17 protein-coding genes are annotated in these 16,980 nt (G+C 48.5%); 6 read left to right on the top strand and 11 right to left on the bottom strand.

Translation table 11 applies throughout. The annotated features are described in order from the left end of the window. Positions 1-567: a bactofilin family protein gene (locus BMW71_RS19485; RefSeq protein WP_092177827.1), complete on the top strand. Its 567-nt coding sequence runs from the start codon at positions 1-3 to the stop codon at positions 565-567. Positions 568-697: 130 nt separating this feature from the next. Here the strand turns inward: BMW71_RS19485 and BMW71_RS19490 are convergent, their stop codons facing one another. From BMW71_RS19490 to BMW71_RS19530, 9 genes are all read right to left on the bottom strand, one after another. Further along, positions 698-2,089 (bottom strand): sodium-dependent transporter, encoded by a 1,392-nt coding sequence (locus BMW71_RS19490; protein WP_092177828.1) that lies wholly within the window; start codon positions 2,087-2,089, stop codon positions 698-700. Positions 2,090-2,129: 40 nt separating this feature from the next. Further along, complete coding sequence (locus BMW71_RS19495; RefSeq protein WP_092177830.1) at positions 2,130-3,077, bottom strand: SDR family oxidoreductase; 948 nt, start codon at positions 3,075-3,077, stop codon at positions 2,130-2,132. Continuing rightward, positions 3,052-3,903 carry a peptidylprolyl isomerase gene (locus BMW71_RS19500; RefSeq protein WP_092177832.1) on the bottom strand — a complete coding sequence of 284 codons (852 nt, stop codon included), beginning with the start codon at positions 3,901-3,903 and terminating at the stop codon, positions 3,052-3,054. Before BMW71_RS19500 ends, BMW71_RS19495 begins: the two co-directional genes overlap by 26 nt. Beyond that, positions 3,896-4,834 (bottom strand): hydroxymethylbilane synthase, encoded by a 939-nt coding sequence (gene hemC / locus BMW71_RS19505; protein WP_177179711.1) that lies wholly within the window; start codon positions 4,832-4,834, stop codon positions 3,896-3,898. Before hemC ends, BMW71_RS19500 begins: the two co-directional genes overlap by 8 nt. After that, on the bottom strand, positions 4,834-5,742 hold the full coding sequence (gene rimK / locus BMW71_RS19510; RefSeq protein WP_092177836.1) for a 30S ribosomal protein S6--L-glutamate ligase: 909 nt from the start codon (positions 5,740-5,742) through the stop codon (positions 4,834-4,836). The genes hemC and rimK overlap by 1 nt, the downstream gene beginning before the upstream one ends. Further along, positions 5,739-6,185, bottom strand: coding sequence for an ATP-dependent zinc protease family protein (locus BMW71_RS19515; RefSeq protein WP_092177838.1), 447 nt, complete (start codon positions 6,183-6,185; stop codon positions 5,739-5,741). Before BMW71_RS19515 ends, rimK begins: the two co-directional genes overlap by 4 nt. 57 nt (positions 6,186-6,242) lie before the next feature. After that, positions 6,243-7,388, bottom strand: coding sequence for a DNA polymerase III subunit (locus tag BMW71_RS19520; protein ID WP_092177948.1), 1,146 nt, complete (start codon positions 7,386-7,388; stop codon positions 6,243-6,245). A gap of 11 nt (positions 7,389-7,399) precedes the next feature. Further along, positions 7,400-8,602: a GlmU family protein gene (locus tag BMW71_RS19525; RefSeq protein WP_092177840.1), complete on the bottom strand. Its 1,203-nt coding sequence runs from the start codon at positions 8,600-8,602 to the stop codon at positions 7,400-7,402. A gap of 72 nt (positions 8,603-8,674) precedes the next feature. After that, the gene (locus tag BMW71_RS19530) at positions 8,675-8,920 is read right to left on the bottom strand and encodes a type B 50S ribosomal protein L31 (protein WP_092177842.1); all 246 of its coding nucleotides are present in this window, start codon (positions 8,918-8,920) and stop codon (positions 8,675-8,677) included. Positions 8,921-9,129: 209 nt separating this feature from the next. Between BMW71_RS19530 and BMW71_RS19535 the strand changes: the two genes are divergently transcribed. From BMW71_RS19535 to BMW71_RS19555, 5 genes are all read left to right on the top strand, one after another. Next, entirely contained in the window at positions 9,130-10,800 is a 1,671-nt protein-coding gene (locus BMW71_RS19535) for a hypothetical protein (RefSeq protein ID WP_092177843.1), read from the top strand. 72 nt (positions 10,801-10,872) lie between these two features. Beyond that, a complete protein-coding gene (locus BMW71_RS19540; protein WP_092177845.1) occupies positions 10,873-12,705 on the top strand; it encodes an ABC transporter ATP-binding protein in 1,833 nt (610 codons plus the stop codon). A gap of 34 nt (positions 12,706-12,739) precedes the next feature. After that, positions 12,740-13,093, top strand: a complete 354-nt coding sequence (locus BMW71_RS19545; protein WP_092177847.1) for a hypothetical protein — start codon at positions 12,740-12,742, stop codon at positions 13,091-13,093. 51 nt (positions 13,094-13,144) lie between these two features. Continuing rightward, on the top strand, positions 13,145-14,683 hold the full coding sequence (locus tag BMW71_RS19550; protein ID WP_092177849.1) for a YifB family Mg chelatase-like AAA ATPase: 1,539 nt from the start codon (positions 13,145-13,147) through the stop codon (positions 14,681-14,683). 141 nt (positions 14,684-14,824) lie between these two features. After that, on the top strand, positions 14,825-15,277 hold the full coding sequence (locus BMW71_RS19555) for a bactofilin family protein (protein ID WP_092177851.1): 453 nt from the start codon (positions 14,825-14,827) through the stop codon (positions 15,275-15,277). A gap of 7 nt (positions 15,278-15,284) precedes the next feature. Here BMW71_RS19555 and BMW71_RS19560 read toward each other — a convergent pair whose 3' ends face one another. Together BMW71_RS19560 and BMW71_RS19565 are read right to left on the bottom strand one after the other, a co-directional pair. Then, entirely contained in the window at positions 15,285-16,394 is a 1,110-nt protein-coding gene (locus BMW71_RS19560) for a trans-sulfuration enzyme family protein (protein WP_092177853.1), read from the bottom strand. A gap of 57 nt (positions 16,395-16,451) precedes the next feature. Beyond that, on the bottom strand, positions 16,452-16,949 hold the full coding sequence (locus BMW71_RS19565) for a DUF4293 domain-containing protein (RefSeq protein WP_317041164.1): 498 nt from the start codon (positions 16,947-16,949) through the stop codon (positions 16,452-16,454). Between the last annotated feature and the right edge of the window lie 31 nt (positions 16,950-16,980).

Here is a 16,980-nt window from a genome sequence, read left to right on the forward strand (position 1 = left end):
ATGAAATTTGGATCCAACAAACAACAAAATGAAGAACCCCATGCAGGCAAGGTAACGGTACTGTCCCTTGGCTTTGAACTCACGGGCGATATCATCTCTAAAAGTGACATCCGGGCGGACGGCATTCTTGTAGGTAGTATTCGAACAGACAAAAAGGTAGTCGTTGGAGAAAAGGCTTCGATTACCGGGGATATTATTGCCGAGGAAATCAGCATCAGCGGAGAAGTAGTCGGTGATTTGTATATCAAAGGAGAAACCACCATCTACGCAGACGCAAAGGTTTCCGGAAACATCATTACCAGCTCTATTTTTATTCACAAAGGAGCGCAGATCAACAGTGGAATCCAGGTGGTCGATCCCAAAGCAGTAGAAGAGGCTTCAAAATCCAGTAAAATCAACTCTGTTAGTAGGGAAGAATTGTATTCCATGCTAGATGATCGAACGTCTAAAAAGAAGGATGTCCCGGTAAAGCCCATTTCCAAGGCGGAGCTTCGCTCGTTTAAGGAAAGTAGTTCCACGGAATCCGGCGACAACAATGACCCACTGGATTTCCCCAGGTCCTGGTAAAGACGCATCCAATCTTTTCGGCGAGTCGATACGAAAGCAAAAACACTACCGAACAGAAAAAAAAGCGGCAGCCAAACTCGATTTTGGCTGCCGCTTTTTGGTAACAAGGGACTGATCCCTTCCTGCGGAGTTACCCACCTTCTCCAGGTTCACCAAATATACCGATCATATTTAGTAGCACCAGCAGGATTACCACCGGGCAAATCCACCGGATAAAGAATATCCAGGCTTTTTTTGGAAATCCGTTGAATGAACTCGATCCCATCGCCAATTCCGATGCATATTCTTTTACGTTTTTGATCCATCCGGTGTACAGACTAAGCATGAGGCAAATGACTACGATAGCAAGGGTTCCAAAGAAGAAATCCATCATGTCGAAAAAACCGGCAATTTGTCTTCCAAAAAAATTGAATCCCAGGTTGTTAAAGAAATTTCCCTTAACAGCGGCCAAGGAAGAGGGTATACTCAATACCATGGCGGCCAGCCCGATGGTCCAGGTGGCTTTTTTTCGGGACCATTTTCTTTCGTCAATGAAATAGGCTACCGGGACTTCCAACATGGAAATACTAGAGGTGAGCGCTGCGACGAGCAAAAGCAGAAAAAATAAGCCACCAATGATGTTTCCGAAGGGTTCGATCTGATCAAAAACCCTAGGCAAGACGTTAAAAACCAAGGCAGGCCCCTCGTCCGGGCTTACGCCGGGGAGCAGTGCAAACAAAGCCGGGAAAATCATCAAGCCCCCCATTAGGGCTACCATGCTATCCATTCCGGCAATCCACCCAGAAGATTGTATGACGTTACTGTCCCGCGGTAGGTAAGATCCAAAGGTAATCATCAGTCCCCAGCCGACCGACAGACTAAAAAAAGCTTGCCCCAATGCGGATAGAATTACTTTGCCATTGATCTTCGAAAAATCAGGGGATAGGTAGTATTCGATGCCCGCCCCGGCCCCAGGGAGTGTTACCGAGCGCGCCGCAATGAGCAAAATGATCAGAAATAAAACCGGCATCAGAAACTTGGCTGCTTTCTCAATGCCTCCCGATATGCCTCCCAATACGACAAAAATGGTCAGTAGAATAAAGAGCATGCAAAGGGGAATGACGTATGCGGGGGTTTGGACAAAATCCTCAAAATCCACCGGGATATTTATCAGTTCGGTAAATATATAACCGATGGTCCAGCCTGCGATGACCGAGTAATAACTCAATACTGCAAAACAAACCATCACGCAAAGCACACCTGCAGACTGCCAGAAACGGTTACCTCCGGTTTCTTTGATTGCACCCACTGGGTTTTTCCCTGATTTCCTGCCCAGGGCAATTTCATTGAGTAGTAACGGGAGACCAATGAGCAAAACACAGAGAACGTAAACAAAGACGAATGCTCCACCGCCATTTTGACCGGTAATGTAAGGAAAGCGCCATATGTTGCCCAGTCCTACGGCCGAGCCGCCTGCAGCCATAATAAAACCAAAGGTGGATCCCCATTGCCCTCTAGCGGAGCGACTGACAGATTTTTGCATACTGGTGGTTGCGTTGATTGGTGATTAACTAAAGAATTTGTTAAGCTTTGTAATCGGCTAATTTAATTTGTTTTGCTAAAATACCAATTCCTTCTTCAAAACTTTTCGGCTGAAATCCTAAAGTTTCCTTCGCTTTGGTAATGATAAGTCCCGTTCGCAGGGGTCTAGCGGCCACCTGCCCAAAGTGACGCGAATCGGTCTTTTTAATCCCTTTGCTGTCCAGTCCGAAAAATTTTGCTGTCATCATGGCCATGTCGTAGGGTGTCAACAGTTCTTCTCCTGAAATATTGAAGACGCCCGTCGCTACCTTATCGGCTACCAGTAGGCAGCCTTCAGCCAAATCCTCCGCAAGGGTAGGCGTTCGGAATTGGTCATCGACCAATTCCAGTTCCTTCTGCTGTTCCAGTCCTTTTTTTACCCAAAGAATGATGTTCGAACGGCTCATGTCATGAGCCGTACCGTATACCAGATTGGTACGAATGATGGACCAATCAAAGGGGTATTCCCGGACGAGATTCTCTGTGTCCAGCTTGGTTTTTCCGTAGTAATTTAGTGGGTTGGGAAGGTCCTCCTCGTCGTAAGGACCGTTTTTTCCGTCAAATATGAAGTCGGTTGATATAAATATCAGGTGTGATTTACAAGCCTTGCTGCCCTTTAGAATGTTTTGGGTGCCGGTAACGTTTTGTTCAAAACAACTGTGCCGGTTCACTTCGCAGCGGTCCACATCCGTCATGGATGCGGCATGAATGACTACCTGGGGTGCGTATACCCGAAATACGTCCATTACTTCCTTTTCGTTGGTAATGTCCATTTGTTCGAAATCGTATCCTTCCCACTCTCCAGGGAGTCTGCAGGCACCCCTGCCGGTGGCAATGGCATCGTATTTCCCATCGATAAGGATTTTTTTAACTATTTTCTGGCCCAACAATCCATTCGCTCCCGTGATTAGTACTTTTGGCCTTTCACTCTTCAGGATATGTATATCCATATTCTTCCGTAATTTTCTTCTTAGCAACTAATTCGACATCTACATGTATGTAAACAGGAGTAATAGGTTTGTTATTTTGGTCCGTTTCCAAACGGGAGATTTTCTCGATTACTTCCAGACCGTGTATTACCCTGCCAAAAACCGTGTAGGTATCGTCCAAATGCGGAGTTCCTCCCACCGTAGTATAGGCCTGAATTTGGTTTTCCCTTCTGCTTAATCCCAAATTTACATTAAAAAATTGTTCCAGCACTACTTTTTTTGAAAGCATTAGGGCATTTAAACTGTCAATTTCCTGTTTTGCGTATAATCTACGGTAGGTTTCCTTTAATCCCACGTTGCTTTCCAGTTGCATGTATTGGAAAAATACCTGTTGAAGTTTGTTCATATCGGTGGTCAATGGGGCCTCTTCGTAAACCCGCCCCTCGACGACGTAAAACTGGCAACCACTGGATCTTCTTTCCGGATTCATCTGATCTCCTTGCCGCGCTGCCGCCAGGCTTCCCCTTTCGTGGATGAGGTCCGGGTGAAACTCTGCCGGTAGCGTATACCATTCCTCCTGTGGTAAGTCTTCTTTGCTGAACACGTCACCTCCCTGTATCATGAAATCAGGGATAATCCGGTGAAATTCCGTGGAATCGTACCTTCCGGATTCAGCCAACCTGATAAAATTTTCTTTGTGAGCCGGAGTCTCTTCGTATAGGATGGCGTACATGGTGCCGTGCTCCGTAGACAGGGTGACCAGGTGATCTTTTTCACTGGCACAGGAACTGCCGAGTAGCAGCACACCGATCAGAAAAATTCCGGTACTAGTCGACAGCTTACTCATCAATGCTTTGTTTGATTTCCTTTAATAATCTATCTCCACCCTTTTTTAGGATGCTTTCGGCTAACTTGATCCCCAGGGAATGGGCTTCTTTTTCGTTTCCCTGAAAAGAGTCGTACAGCCTTTCTTTACCCTCTAGCTGCATCAAGCCACCGCGTAAGTGAACGACATCTCCTTTCCACTCGGCCAGGGCAAAGGCGGGAATGCTGCAGCCCCCTTCCAGTACCCGCAGAAAACTCCGTTCGGCTTCCAGGCAAACGGCCGTGGCAGGATCATTGACTGCCTGCTGAATGGCCTTTTTTAGGGGGCCGGCCAGGCTGCTGTGTGCCTCCACACCGATGCAACCCTGCCCTACCGCCGGAATGAATTCTTCCAGGGACAGCTCCTTTCGGATCAAGGTGTCGTAGCCCATGCGGTGAACTCCCGCATAAGCCAATAATAGCCCATCACAAACCCCTCGTTCCATTTTGGCGATGCGTGTCTGTAGGTTTCCCCGAATATCGGTGGTGCGTACCTGTGGGTAATAGTAGGCAAGGGTAGCGATTCTCCGGGTAGAGGAGGTGCCTAGCAGTAGGGGCTTTTCGGTCGTTTCCAGGGCTGGAAAATCCTTTTTGTGGCTAATGATCACATCGTTTACTTTTTCTCGTTCTGTAAATGCGATGATGTCAAAACCCTCAGGCAGCCGCGAGGGTAGATCTTTTGCGCTATGTACGGCGATATCCACGTTCCTTTCGGCCAGTTGGTTTTCCAATTCTTCCGTAAACACACCCTTGCTGCCGATTTTGGATATGGCCACATCCAGGACCTGATCTCCTTTGGTTTCTATAATTACGATTTCGGTTGCCAGGCCCCTGGCATGAAGCAGTGCGGCTACATGGTGCGCCTGAAACAATGCCAGTTTGCTTCCCCTCGTTCCTATTCGTATGGGTTTCATTATTGGTCTGATTTTCGTTTGTTGGTCTTTTTGTCGACGGAAGCCTCAATGAAAGACACGATCTTGCCGGCAATATCTATTCCGGTAGCTTTTTCAATGCCTTCCAATCCCGGGGAACTGTTTACTTCGAGGATCAGCGGCCCTCTGTCCGACTGGAGCATGTCCACACCGGCAACGGATAGTCCGAGCGCTTTGGCAGCATTCAGTGCGGCCGATTTTTCCAGTTTGCTTAGCCGGATTACTTCGGCCTTTCCACCCCGATGCAGGTTGGATCGGAACTCTCCTTCAGCCCCTTGCCGCTTCATCGCTCCCACCACGCGGTTATTCACGATAAACGCCCGGATATCTGCACCCCTGGCTTCCTTGATAAATTCCTGTACAATGATTCGTGCCTTCAAGCCGTGAAAGGCCTCAATGACGGACTGTCCTGCCTTTTTGGTCTCTGCAAGCACGACCCCTAACCCTTGGGTACCTTCCAGGAGTTTGATAATGAGCGGTGCTCCGCCGATCATTTCTACCAGTTGCTTTTCGCCCCCTTTCGAAAAGTTTGTAAAGGCCGTCTTTGGCATTCCTAGCCCTTCCCGGGAAAGAATCTGTAACGATCTGAGCTTATCCCTGCTACGCACGATCGCTTGAGATTCTACAGCAGAAAACACACCCATCAACTCAAATTGACGCACCACCGCCGTGCCGTAGAAAGTGACCGAAGCGCCTATCCGGGGGATTATGGCGTCGATTCCAATAAGTTTTTCTCCTTTATAGAGGATATAGGGACCATTTTGTTCGATGATCAGATCACAGGTGGAGTGATCAATCACCATGGGTTGGTGTCCCGCTTCCCGAATTGCTTGCACCAATCGCTTGGTTGAATACAAATGGGGGTTTCTTGATAGAACTGCTATTTTCATGATTGATTGCTAATTATAGGTTCCCCCGCCAGATACATTTTTGCTACATCTACTAAGAAGCGGTTTTTCAGCATCTTTCTGCCCAATAAAACCGCATGTTTCATTTTTGACCGTTCCGATAACGTAAATGCGACCGGGATCGATTGTCTTCCAAGCGTCAGCCGGGTGTGCACCAAAAACCGCTTTTCCATTTGCCCAAATGAGTTTCGTACATTCTTTACACGATAATTGGCGGTACGAATTTTATTTCCTGAATAAGCCGGATCAGACGGAGAAAGCAAAACAAATTCTAGGATAGGCTGTCCCTGCTCCACCTGCTCGACCACTGAATCCACATGAATGGCGCAGTTATAGGCACCCGTGTCTACTTTGGCAATGATTTTTTCAATCGACCAACCGGGTAACGCTACTAGTTCTTTTCTACCTATTGTAGATTTTTCCATCGTTTCAAAGGTAAGTTTTTCCCGTCGTAATAAAGCCCGGGATCCGAGGATTCTACATCAACCCGCTTTAATAATTCGGGCTAGTGAGAATGCCAAATCCAGAAAAAGAATTTTCGCATTGGCATTCCGTTCAATGTGGTAATGTGCTTCGTTCAAGAGTGTATATAGTTTGGAAAGCTTCTCATCGGTAAGTACCGAACTGGAAAATTTGACAATAAACTCCCGGTCTGCTTCATCGGTCCGCATGAGCTCTGGCACCTGCGCACGATTCAAAAGGGATTCCCGGATTACATTGACTCCGGTCAAAAGCAAGGATTTTTGCGCTTCCTTGCCGGTAAAACTCAGCTGCTCGGAAAAACGAAGCAAGGCCGGGATATCCACGGCATAGCAATCGCGTAGCCAATCTCTGAAAAGAAGGGTGTTTTTATCGGCCACGTTCTGAGAAAGCTGGATGGCTTCCCGTAGATTTCCGTCAGCCAGCGGAGCAATTTGCTGGGCAGCCACTGTGCTGGAAAGGCCGGATCGGATCAGGTAGTTTTGCACCTCTTCGTCCGAGAAACTTCTCACATGGATTTTTTGTGTGCGAGACAATATGGTGGTCAGCAGGGTTTCGGGGTGCTGACTTACCATCAAAAAGAGGGTTTTGGCCGGAGGTTCCTCCAGAATCTTCAGCAAGGCATTGGCTGCGGAGGGGTGCATCGTTTCCGGTGCCCAGATCAGCATCATTTTATACCCCCCTTCAAACGATTTTAGCGAGAGGGTTTTCACGATTTGTCTGGCGGCATTTTTGGAAATGCTGAGTGGCTTTTTGCTACCCAAATGTGCATTCCAATCCGGGAAATTACCGTAGGTTTTTTCTCGAACAAACGAACGCCAGGATGCAAGGTGATCGACTTTATCCTCGTTCGAATCGGCCTCTTTTTCCTTTTCTTTGCTTTTGGGAGGCGCTGGAAGAGGCATGACAAAATTGAGATCGGGGTGAATCAATTTTTCCATTTTCAGACAAGAGGGGCATGTCCCACAAGAATCAGATTCGCCCGGTTGAGTGCAGTTCACGTACGTGGCCAATGCGAGAGCCAGGGAAAGGGTAGGACTACCCTCTTTTCCATGAAAAAGGAGCGCATGCGCCAGGTGGTCCTTTTTTATGGCATTGACTAGTTTTCCCTTGGTTTCCTCAAGCCCTGGAATGGATGAAAAAAGCATGTTTTTTTCGTTTAAAATTCCTTGTCCCAAATCCGGTATGGGCGGGTGAGTTCAAATACGCGTTGAAGTATGGCCCGCTCCTTGTCGTCAAACTCTTTGCCTTTGAAGGCCATGGCTTTCTGGGCGGTTTCTTCAAACCGCATCAGCTTGAAGGTGCTGAATCCCGCTGCCCCACCCCAGGCAAACGAAGAAACAAACTTTCTGGGAAATCCCTCACCAAACAAATTGGAGCCCACACCGATGACTGTTCCGGTATTCAGGGTAGTACCGATTCCTAGCTTTACATGATCTGCGATCATGGATCCGCAAAACTGAAGTCCCGTGTCGCTGAATCCGCCTTTGGTATAGTCCCAGACTTTGACCGGCATGTGATTGTTCTTGAGGTTGGAAACCACCGTATTTGCTCCAAAGTTACACCATTCTCCCACCACACTGTTGCCCATGTAGCCGTCGTGCGACTTATTGCTGTTTCCCATGAATACCACATTGGAAACTTCTCCCCCAACTTTGCACCCGGGGCCAATGGTCGTGTTTTCCCTAATCTTCGCTCCCATGGCAAGCGTCGCGCCCTCACACAGGGCAAAGGGCCCCCTCACCAGGGATCCTTCCATGATCTCCGTGTTTTTCCCAATGTAGATCGGGCCGTTCGTCGCATTCAATACCGCCGCCCTGATTTTAGCTCCCTTTTCGATGAAAATATCCGGTTCTCGGTACAGGTGGGTGTGGGGATCGTCGGTACCCCAGGAAACCCTTCGTCTGGTCAATAAATCAAAATCCTGCCGAATTTCGTTTCCATTCCATTGAAATATCTGCCAGTTTCTACCGAGAATACGAATATCTTTTTCGAAAACGACCTTTTTTTTACTAGGAAGGTGGTCGGGTTGGAATTGCTCCGGCTTTTCCAAAAAGGTGGCCAACAGCGTTTCCTGATGCCAAAGGGATTCGTTCTCCTTCAGCGCCCCCACCGCTTCCAACAATTCTCCTGTGGGACAAAGCGCCCCGTTGATGTACAAGGAAGGGCCCGGTACTGGGGGAAACTTGCCCTGCAGGTATTCCTGCGTCAGGTAGCCGACCTGGCTTGCCTGCAAATGCTCCTGCCACTTTTCACCGATCGTGAGGATACCGATTCGAATCGCTGCCACCGGACGGGTAAACGTAAAAGGCAAAAGGTTGCCCCGAATCCGGGGGTCATCGAACATCATGAGCTGGTCCATGTCACAAAAATAAAAAAGTCTACCGGAATACACCTCCCGGTAGACTTAATCTCAGGCGATATCCTGAAATAATTATTTTTTCTTGTACCTTCTGTTGAACTTCTCCACCCGTCCTGCGGTGTCGAGTAGCATTTTCTTACCTGTGTAGAAAGGATGTGAAGCGGAACTTACTTCCACTTTTACCAAAGGATAATCCTTGCCATCTTCCCATGTAATGGTATCGCTGGTCTCTATGGTGGATTTGGTCATGAATTTATGCTCGCTGGAAGTGTCTAAGAATACCACTTCTCTGTAATTGGGATGAATTTCTTTTTTCATTGTATGGCCTGTTATTTTCTTCGTCTTCAAATAGAGGCACAAATTTACCCTTTTTTATAATTTTCTCCAAAACATTCCCTTTCAAATATAAAATACTTCCTTAATTTTAAGGCGCATCTGAACGGTAAGTCCCGGCTGTCGGGGTTCAGAAACCTTGGTTGAAAGGGTAACTCCGCCAAAAGCGGGCAGCAAACAAAACAATTTTTCCTATGAGGTCGCTTTTTTTTTATTTTCTTGTACTACCTTTTCAAGTCCCCGCAACGTGGGCACAAAGCCCCCAGTTGGTATACGACAGGGAGTATTTCCAACTCATCGAACGGCTAGAGATCCGTCAAGGGTTTTTTACCGAATCCTTTCATACCGGGGTCAAGCCGTTTGGTAGAAAAGCTGTCGTCCGGTTTCTGGACGGATACAAAGAAGCCCATCCATCCCTTTCCCAATCCGACGCTTTCAATCTGAATTACCTGCTGCGAGACAGTTGGGAACACACTACCGACACCTTGGAGCTGCTGCCGCAGCAAAAGAGACGACGGTTTTACCAGCATCCCGCGGATTTTTATGCGTACAAGGATGAAGTATGGGACGTTCACGTCAATCCGGTACTGCATTTTCAGGGAGGGGTGGAAACCGACGAAGCAGACCTGCGTTTTCGGAATACCCGGGGACTTACCCTGCGAGGCAGCATTGATAATAAAATTGGGTTTTATACGCTGCTTTCGACTACGGACCTGGTTTTTCCCTCCTGGATCAATGGCTACGTCCAACAGCACGGAGCGATACCCGGCCAGGGTTTTTGGAAGCGATACGGAGACAATGGATACAGTTTCTTTTCTGCCCGCGGCCATATCAACTTTCGGGCTACACGGCATATTCAGATGCAATTCGGTCACGATAGTCACTTTATCGGGCAGGGGATTCGGTCCTTCGTGCTGTCTGATTTTTCCAACCCCTTTGTATTTGTGAAAATAAATACCCGGATTGGGCCGGTAAACTTTACCAACCTATGGGGGCAGCTCACCGCAGATATCCTGACAGACCGCGGCGTTCCTACGGATGGACGGTATCCGCAAAAATGGTTTTCCTTTCACCGGCTGGGTGTAAACCTGGGAAAACGATTCAATCTGGGACTGTACGAGTCGGTGATGGCAAACCGCATGGACTGGAACTACCTCAATCCCCTCGTGTTTTATCGCTGGGTAGAGCATCAATTAGGTACGCCCGATAAAGTCATGCTGGGAACCGATTTCAAGTGGCACCCCCTAAAGGGCCTACAGGTCTACGGGCAATTTGTATTGGATGAGTTTGTATTCAATGAGTTTTTTGGGATTTCCGGTAAAGGATCCAGCCGTAACAAACACGGTTTTCAACTTGGCATACATCATGTGGAAGTCGCGGGCATTCCGAACCTGGATGTGCAGGTGGAGTACAACCATGCACGCCCCTACACCTTTCAGGAAAAGTTCGATTACCAATCCTACACCAATTACCGCATCCCGCTTACCCATCCTCGTGGCGCCAATTTTCGGGAACTCCTTGTTCAAAGTCGGTTTCAACCCCTACCGAAACTAACGCTGCATGCGACCGCACTCTACCAAATGCACGGAAAGGACCCGGTCTCCTCGGCTAACTTCGGAGGAGATATTTTAAAGAACCGGGTGGAAAACAGCACGTCGCTGTTTGGTAATTTTATCGGACAGGGGGAAAAAACACAGGTCTACATGGGGACGATTCGTGCATCCTACATGCTCCACCATAATGTGTTTCTTGATTTTTCCCAAACGTTACGCAGGGATTCTGGAGAAGCAGTTTCGACCCGAACCAAAGCCTTTTCTCAGGCGGGCTTGCGGCTGAACACCGCCTGGTTTGATCCGCACTTTTGACCGGAACAGCTTCGGGGAACCGTGATTCGCCCGAAAAAATTGTAAATTACAGCCCTGAATCAGCCAAACCCTATGGAAACGTATCTGCGTATACTTGCCTATGCCCGGCCTTACCGAAGGTATTTCCCTCAATACGTGTTGTTTGCCTTGCTGGCTATCGTTTTCGGATTGTTGAACTTTACCTTGCTGAAGCCACTTTTTGATGTGATTTTCGAGCAGGTGGGCCCCGAGGAATTGGAAGCCTACCGCGAAGCACCCGAATTTTCGTTCACGGTAAACTATTTCCTGAACCTTTTTAACCATTATTTTCTCGAGATTGCCACGGCCTATGGTAAATTTGGAACCCTGGTATACGTGTGTGTCATTATTGTCATTTCGGTCTTTTTGAGTAATCTGTTTGCGTATTTATCCGGGGTAGTTTTAGCCAAGGTACGTGCGGATATCATTCAGGGAATGCGTATTCGGATTTTTAATGCAGTCAGCAGTATGCATTTGGGGTACTTTTCTACCGAACGAAAGGGGGATTTGATATCCAAGATGACCAACGATATACAGGAAGTAGAGAACAGCATCGTGCAGTCCCTTCGGGTGATTTTTAAAGAACCGGTGACGGTGATCCTGTATTTTGCGGTGTTGTTTTTTATGTCGGTACAGCTCACACTTTTTACCATTTTGCTCATACCGGTGTCGGGTGCAATCATTGGCTACGTGACCAAGCGACTAAAGAAGACGGCAGAGCAAAGCCAGGAATCCCTGGGAAGGATCGTTACCATTCTGGATGAAACCATTGGGGGTATGCGGGTGGTGAAGGCCTTTGGGGGGCGGAAATTTGTACAGGATAAATTTGCAGAAGAGACCGATTATTATGCCCGGGTGAATGTATCCATGGCAAGAAAATACGAACTGGCCTCGCCGATCAGCCAATTCCTCGGTGTTACCGTCGTCGCCGGGATTCTTCTCTACGGGGGAAACCTGGTCTTAACCAATACCTCCAGTCTCAGTGCCAGTGAATTTATCGCGTACATCATTTTGTTTACCCAAGTGTTGAACCCGGCCAAGGAAATTTCCCGCGCAGTCAGCAGCATTCAACGGGGATTGGCCTCCGCGCGCAGGATTTTCGAAGTGGTAGATGCCAAACCCCTGATTCAGGAAATCGGCCAGCCGCGTCGCCTGCCACAGTTTACGGATCGGGTGGTTTTTGCGAATGTAGGCTTTGCCTACGAGGAAACTCCCGTACTGGAAGGGATCAATTTTGAACTAACCAAAGGAAAGACGATCGCCCTGGTAGGTCCGTCCGGAGGGGGGAAGTCCACCCTTGCCGATCTATTGCCCCGGTTTTACGACCCGGCAGAGGGGCTGATCACGATTGATGGCCATGATATCAAAACCCTGAAGATCGCTGACCTGCGGCAACTCATGGGAATTGTCACCCAGGAATCCATTCTTTTCAACGACACCGTGTATCATAACATCGCCTTTGGCATGGAGGGGGCTTCGCAGGAAGCGGTAGAAAAAGCGGCCAGAATTGCCAATGCCCACGAATTTATTACTAAACTGGAGGAGGGATACCAGACTAATATTGGCGAGCGAGGCACCAAATTGTCCGGAGGACAGCGGCAGCGCCTGAGTATCGCACGGGCTGTTTTAAAAAACCCTGCCATTCTTATTCTGGACGAAGCTACGTCGGCATTGGACTCGGCTTCAGAGCGACTGGTGCAGGAAGCACTGGCCAACCTGATGGCCAATCGTACCTCCCTGGTTATTGCACATAGACTGAGTACCATTCAGCATGCGGATGAAATCCTGGTCATCGAAGGAGGCAGGATTGCTGAACGAGGCACACATACCGATTTAATGGAAATGAACGGATTGTACAAGAAACTTTCCCAAATGCAGTCAGTTTAGTATATTGTGGTAGCATTCCCTAAGATAGACCCTTATGAAAAAATTGACGAATATCTTTCAACTAGTAACCGCTTTGTTTTTTGGCATCGGACTGGTGTATTTTCTTACCTACGAACGAATGTGGGGAGGGAGTCCGGAGGCAGGGGAGGTGGTGTCCTGGTTACTCGCAGGCCTGGTGTCGTACCTGATTACCTGGGGAGCCGGCTGGGCCCACACGAGCAACTTACAAAGTAAAATTAAAAAAACAGAGCAGGAGAAAAAGGAATTGAAAGCCATGGTTTTCGACCTGGAAAGGGGCGTTAAAATTGAAAAACTGGACAAAAAAATCGAGGATCAACCCGATGACAAAGAGGGTTCCTCCATTAAGCCCAGAGAAAATTTTAAATAGCAGAACGGATCGCGAAAGTACGCCGTTCCGCTTTTCACTCACAGGTTAGGTATGGTAGCTAAAACTTTTGGCAGTGCAGTCTCCGGTGTAGACGCAAAGCTCATCACCATCGAAGTAAATGTAGGTCAGGGGACCAGTTTTTATATGGTAGGACTTCCCGATAGTGCGGTAAAGGAAAGCCAGCAGCGGGTGGAATCTGCATTGAAGTACTATGGCTACCGCATGCCCCGACAAAAAGTGGTCATCAACCTGGCGCCAGCCGATCTTCGAAAGGAAGGATCGTCCTACGATTTGCCCATTGCTATGGGGATACTCCAAGCTTCCGAGCAGGTGTTTTTTCCCGAGCTGGAAGAATACCTGATCATGGGCGAACTGTCACTGGACGGAAAGCTCCGAACCATAAAAGGAGTTCTACCTATTGCGATTGAGGCTAGAAAGCGCGGGTTTAAGGGATTTATCCTGCCCAAAGAAAATGCCCAAGAGGCCGCTATTGTTAATAAATTGGATATCATCGGCGTAGAAACCCTACAGGAAGCTATTCATTTTCTGGAAGGGACACAGGAAATTGCCCCGCTGGTCACGGATACACGCAATGTGTTTTTTAACTCATTGGAGGATTATGCCTTTGATTTTGCAGACGTACAGGGCCAGGAAAATATCAAACGCGCCATGGAAATCGCCGCTGCTGGCGGGCACAACGTGATCATGATTGGCCCGCCGGGCGCGGGAAAGACCATGTTGGCAAAAAGACTTCCGTCCATTCTCCCGCCACTTAGTTTGCAGGAGGCGCTGGAAACGACGAAGATCCATTCGGTGGCCGGTAAGCTTGGCGTAGAGGCATCGTTGGTGGCCCAACGTCCCTTTCGTTCACCCCACCATACCATCAGCGATGTGGCTTTGGTGGGCGGGGGAGGAAACCCTCAGCCCGGGGAAATATCCCTGTCCCACAATGGTGTTTTGTTTTTGGACGAATTGCCGGAGTTTAAGCGAACGGTACTGGAAGTGCTCCGTCAGCCTCTGGAGGAGCGAAAAGTGACCATCTCCAGAGCAAAAGTTTCGGTAGATTTTCCTGCCAACTTCATGCTGGTAGCCAGTATGAACCCCTGCCCCTGTGGTTATTACAATCACCCCGAAAAAGAATGTGTTTGTGGTCCAGGAATTGTTCAAAAGTACCTCAACAAGGTAAGTGGTCCCCTGTTGGATCGCATAGACTTGCACGTGGAGGTGACTCCGGTTAATTTTGAAGAAATGACTTCAGAGGGGAAGTCCGAATCCAGCAAGTCCATCCGGGAGCGTGTTTCCCTGGCCAGAGAAAGACAGCATACCAGGTTTGGGGACAGCCCGGACGTCCATTGCAACGCCATGATGCCTTCCCATACCGTCAAGGAGTTGTGTAAAATCAATCAGGCTGGCAAGGTCTTGTTAAAAACGGCCATGGAACGATTGGGTCTGTCCGCCCGGGCCTATGACCGTATCCTGAAGGTCTCCAGAACCATCGCTGATCTGGCTGGAGCTGAGGAAATACGGGTGGAGCACTTGGCCGAAGCCATCCAATACCGAAGCCTGGATAGGGAGGGATGGGCAGGATAAGACCCGGCGGCTTCATTTCCCCTCGCTGGTTAGGATTTTCGGTCCTCAATTTGTTATATTTGCTTGGTAGCCTGTAGGGTTGTCGCCCAGAAAAACCTCGTTAGCAAATAGAAACAAGCGGTATTAACAGTAGTTGATTTTATGTGGACTAAGGAAAGAAAAATTCAGGAAGAAATGGAAATGGCTAGTGCAACATCGGTTTTTGCTCCAGGATTATCGATCATAGGAGATATAGAGGCCACGAGTGATATCCGGATCGAAGGAGATATTTGTGGCAATGTCGTGACCAAGAAAAAGGTAATTGTAGGTGTTTCGGGAAAAGTAAAGGGAGATATTCACGCCTCCGAAATCTGCGTCATGGGTGAAGTTCTGGGAGATTTGTACATCCAGGGCCTGGCACGTTTTACGGCGGAAGCTACAATGAAGGGTACGGTTTGTTCCGAAAAAATTGGGATCGAAGCCGGTGCAGACGTGGAATTGACCGTGTCTAAGTTCAATAAAGGCGGCGCGACGGAGCGATCCGCCAAATCGCAGAAAGGCAATGATCCAAATACCCCCAGGCGGCCTGTGGAGGAATTAATGAAAATGGATTAGTCGCCCTCTACCGCAATACCTTAAGTCCTTTTTCAAGGTCTTCCAACAGGTCTTCCGTATTCTCAAGGCCCGCAGAGATCCGGATAAGCTGTTCCGGCACGCCCTCCGTGACCCCCTGCACGCGGGATCTTCGTTCAATTAGGCTTTCCACCCCTCCCAGGCTGGTAGCATTGGAGAAATAGGTTAATTCATCGACAAAACGATCCGCATCCCGCGCATTGCCTTTAATCACTACCGAAAGCATGCCTCCATAGCCCTGCATTTGGGCCCGGGCGGTTTTGTGGCCCGGGTGTGTTTCCAGCCCGGGATAGTATACCTTTTCGATAAGGGGATGTTTGCTCAAAAATCGCGCTATTTGGCTGGCATTAGCGGCATGCGCCTTCATGCGATAGGGTAGCGTCTTGATGCTGCGTGTGAGGAAATACGTATCAAAAGGGGAAGGAACGGCTCCAGCCAGTTGTTGTACGGAGCGGATTTTGTTCCAAAAGTCGGTTTTTTTTCCGGTGATCAGTACCCCGCCGATAACATCGCTGTGTCCACCAATGTATTTGGTATTGCTGTGCATGACCAAATCTGCTCCTTCCTCCAGGGGTTGCTGAAAAATTGGGCTGGCAAAGGTGTTGTCACAAACCACGGTAACGTCGTTTTCGTGAGCCAGGTGGCATAGTGTTTTGATAGCCGATATTTTCAGTAGCGGATTGGAAGGACTTTCGATCCACAACAGGTGCGTGGCGGGCTTAATCGCAGCCGCAACCTGTTCGGGCTGGGTCATGTCCACGAAGTCCACGTGGATTTTATCAAAAAAAACGGTTTCCAACAAGGATCTCAAACCGTGGTACATATCATCGGGGGCAATCACATGCGCTCCCGCAGGAAGCGCCTGAAATACGGCGTTAGCGGCTGCATTTCCCGAGGAAAATGCGGCAGCATCCACGCCTTTTTCCAGGGCAGCCATGACTTGCTCCAGCGATTTTCTGTTCGGATTTTCTAGCCGGCCGTACAGCATGCTGTTGTCCTGGTGTTCAAAGGTAGTGGAGAGCGTAATCGGTTGGATTACAGGTTTTAGTGCGTCGGTGACGTTGTTTCCTCCATGGATGGCGATGGTTTCTGTTTTCATTGGAGTAGGGGGTTAGGTACTTCACCGGCAAAAGCCCTACCAGGGTTTCGCGGGCGTCTACCGTATTCGGTCCACAGAACGGATCAGCATCTCGTCCTTTCTGATAAATCGGTTGGCGATAAGGTTTACAATTAAGGCAAAAATAATGCTGTAAAAGCCGAGCACAAAGGCACCACCGACTGCAGGATTGAACGTCTCGTTTGATGTATAACTGCTATAGACAGCAAGCCCTAGCGTGAAGCCCATTAGCAGGGCATTGATCATGTTCAGCATGAGTTGCCTTTTCCGGTTTTTGAATTGTAGCAGGCTATAGATGGCCAGTGCTGCAGCCAATACAGCCAAAATCCCGATGTACATGTTATTGCTTTCAGAGACAATGGTTTCCTGGGGCAATTCCAGGATGCGTGTATGCCAGGCGGTCATTTCCATGCGTTGGTCTTGGGAAGGACTCACCTGAAGCCAAATTGGCGTGAGCGTTACGGTAATCATGGAAACGGCAACCAGAAAAAGGAAAAGCGATTGGATTCGTTGGATCATGTCAAAGTCTTTTGACAAAGAAAAAGGGTTATTTGAATTTTCGCAAGGA

It is taken from the genome of Cyclobacterium xiamenense (genome assembly GCF_900109255.1).
GTDB lineage: Bacteria > Bacteroidota > Bacteroidia > Cytophagales > Cyclobacteriaceae > Cyclobacterium > Cyclobacterium xiamenense.

Excerpts from the sequence above, each read along its gene's own strand:
- BMW71_RS19485 (WP_092177827.1), top strand. The coding sequence starts at position 1 with ATGAAATTTGGATCCAACAAACAACAAAATGAAGAACCCCATGCAGGC.
- BMW71_RS19490 (WP_092177828.1), bottom strand. The coding sequence starts at position 2,089 with ATGCAAAAATCTGTCAGTCGCTCCGCTAGAGGGCAATGGGGATCCACC.
- BMW71_RS19495 (WP_092177830.1), bottom strand. The coding sequence starts at position 3,077 with ATGGATATACATATCCTGAAGAGTGAAAGGCCAAAAGTACTAATCACG.
- BMW71_RS19500 (WP_092177832.1), bottom strand. The coding sequence starts at position 3,903 with ATGAGTAAGCTGTCGACTAGTACCGGAATTTTTCTGATCGGTGTGCTG.
- hemC (WP_177179711.1), bottom strand. The coding sequence starts at position 4,834 with ATGAAACCCATACGAATAGGAACGAGGGGAAGCAAACTGGCATTGTTT.
- rimK (WP_092177836.1), bottom strand. The coding sequence starts at position 5,742 with ATGAAAATAGCAGTTCTATCAAGAAACCCCCATTTGTATTCAACCAAG.
- BMW71_RS19515 (WP_092177838.1), bottom strand. The coding sequence starts at position 6,185 with ATGGAAAAATCTACAATAGGTAGAAAAGAACTAGTAGCGTTACCCGGT.
- BMW71_RS19520 (WP_092177948.1), bottom strand. The coding sequence starts at position 7,388 with ATGCTTTTTTCATCCATTCCAGGGCTTGAGGAAACCAAGGGAAAACTA.
- BMW71_RS19525 (WP_092177840.1), bottom strand. The coding sequence starts at position 8,602 with ATGGACCAGCTCATGATGTTCGATGACCCCCGGATTCGGGGCAACCTT.
- BMW71_RS19530 (WP_092177842.1), bottom strand. The coding sequence starts at position 8,920 with ATGAAAAAAGAAATTCATCCCAATTACAGAGAAGTGGTATTCTTAGAC.
- BMW71_RS19535 (WP_092177843.1), top strand. The coding sequence starts at position 9,130 with ATGAGGTCGCTTTTTTTTTATTTTCTTGTACTACCTTTTCAAGTCCCC.
- BMW71_RS19540 (WP_092177845.1), top strand. The coding sequence starts at position 10,873 with ATGGAAACGTATCTGCGTATACTTGCCTATGCCCGGCCTTACCGAAGG.
- BMW71_RS19545 (WP_092177847.1), top strand. The coding sequence starts at position 12,740 with ATGAAAAAATTGACGAATATCTTTCAACTAGTAACCGCTTTGTTTTTT.
- BMW71_RS19550 (WP_092177849.1), top strand. The coding sequence starts at position 13,145 with ATGGTAGCTAAAACTTTTGGCAGTGCAGTCTCCGGTGTAGACGCAAAG.
- BMW71_RS19555 (WP_092177851.1), top strand. The coding sequence starts at position 14,825 with ATGTGGACTAAGGAAAGAAAAATTCAGGAAGAAATGGAAATGGCTAGT.
- BMW71_RS19560 (WP_092177853.1), bottom strand. The coding sequence starts at position 16,394 with ATGAAAACAGAAACCATCGCCATCCATGGAGGAAACAACGTCACCGAC.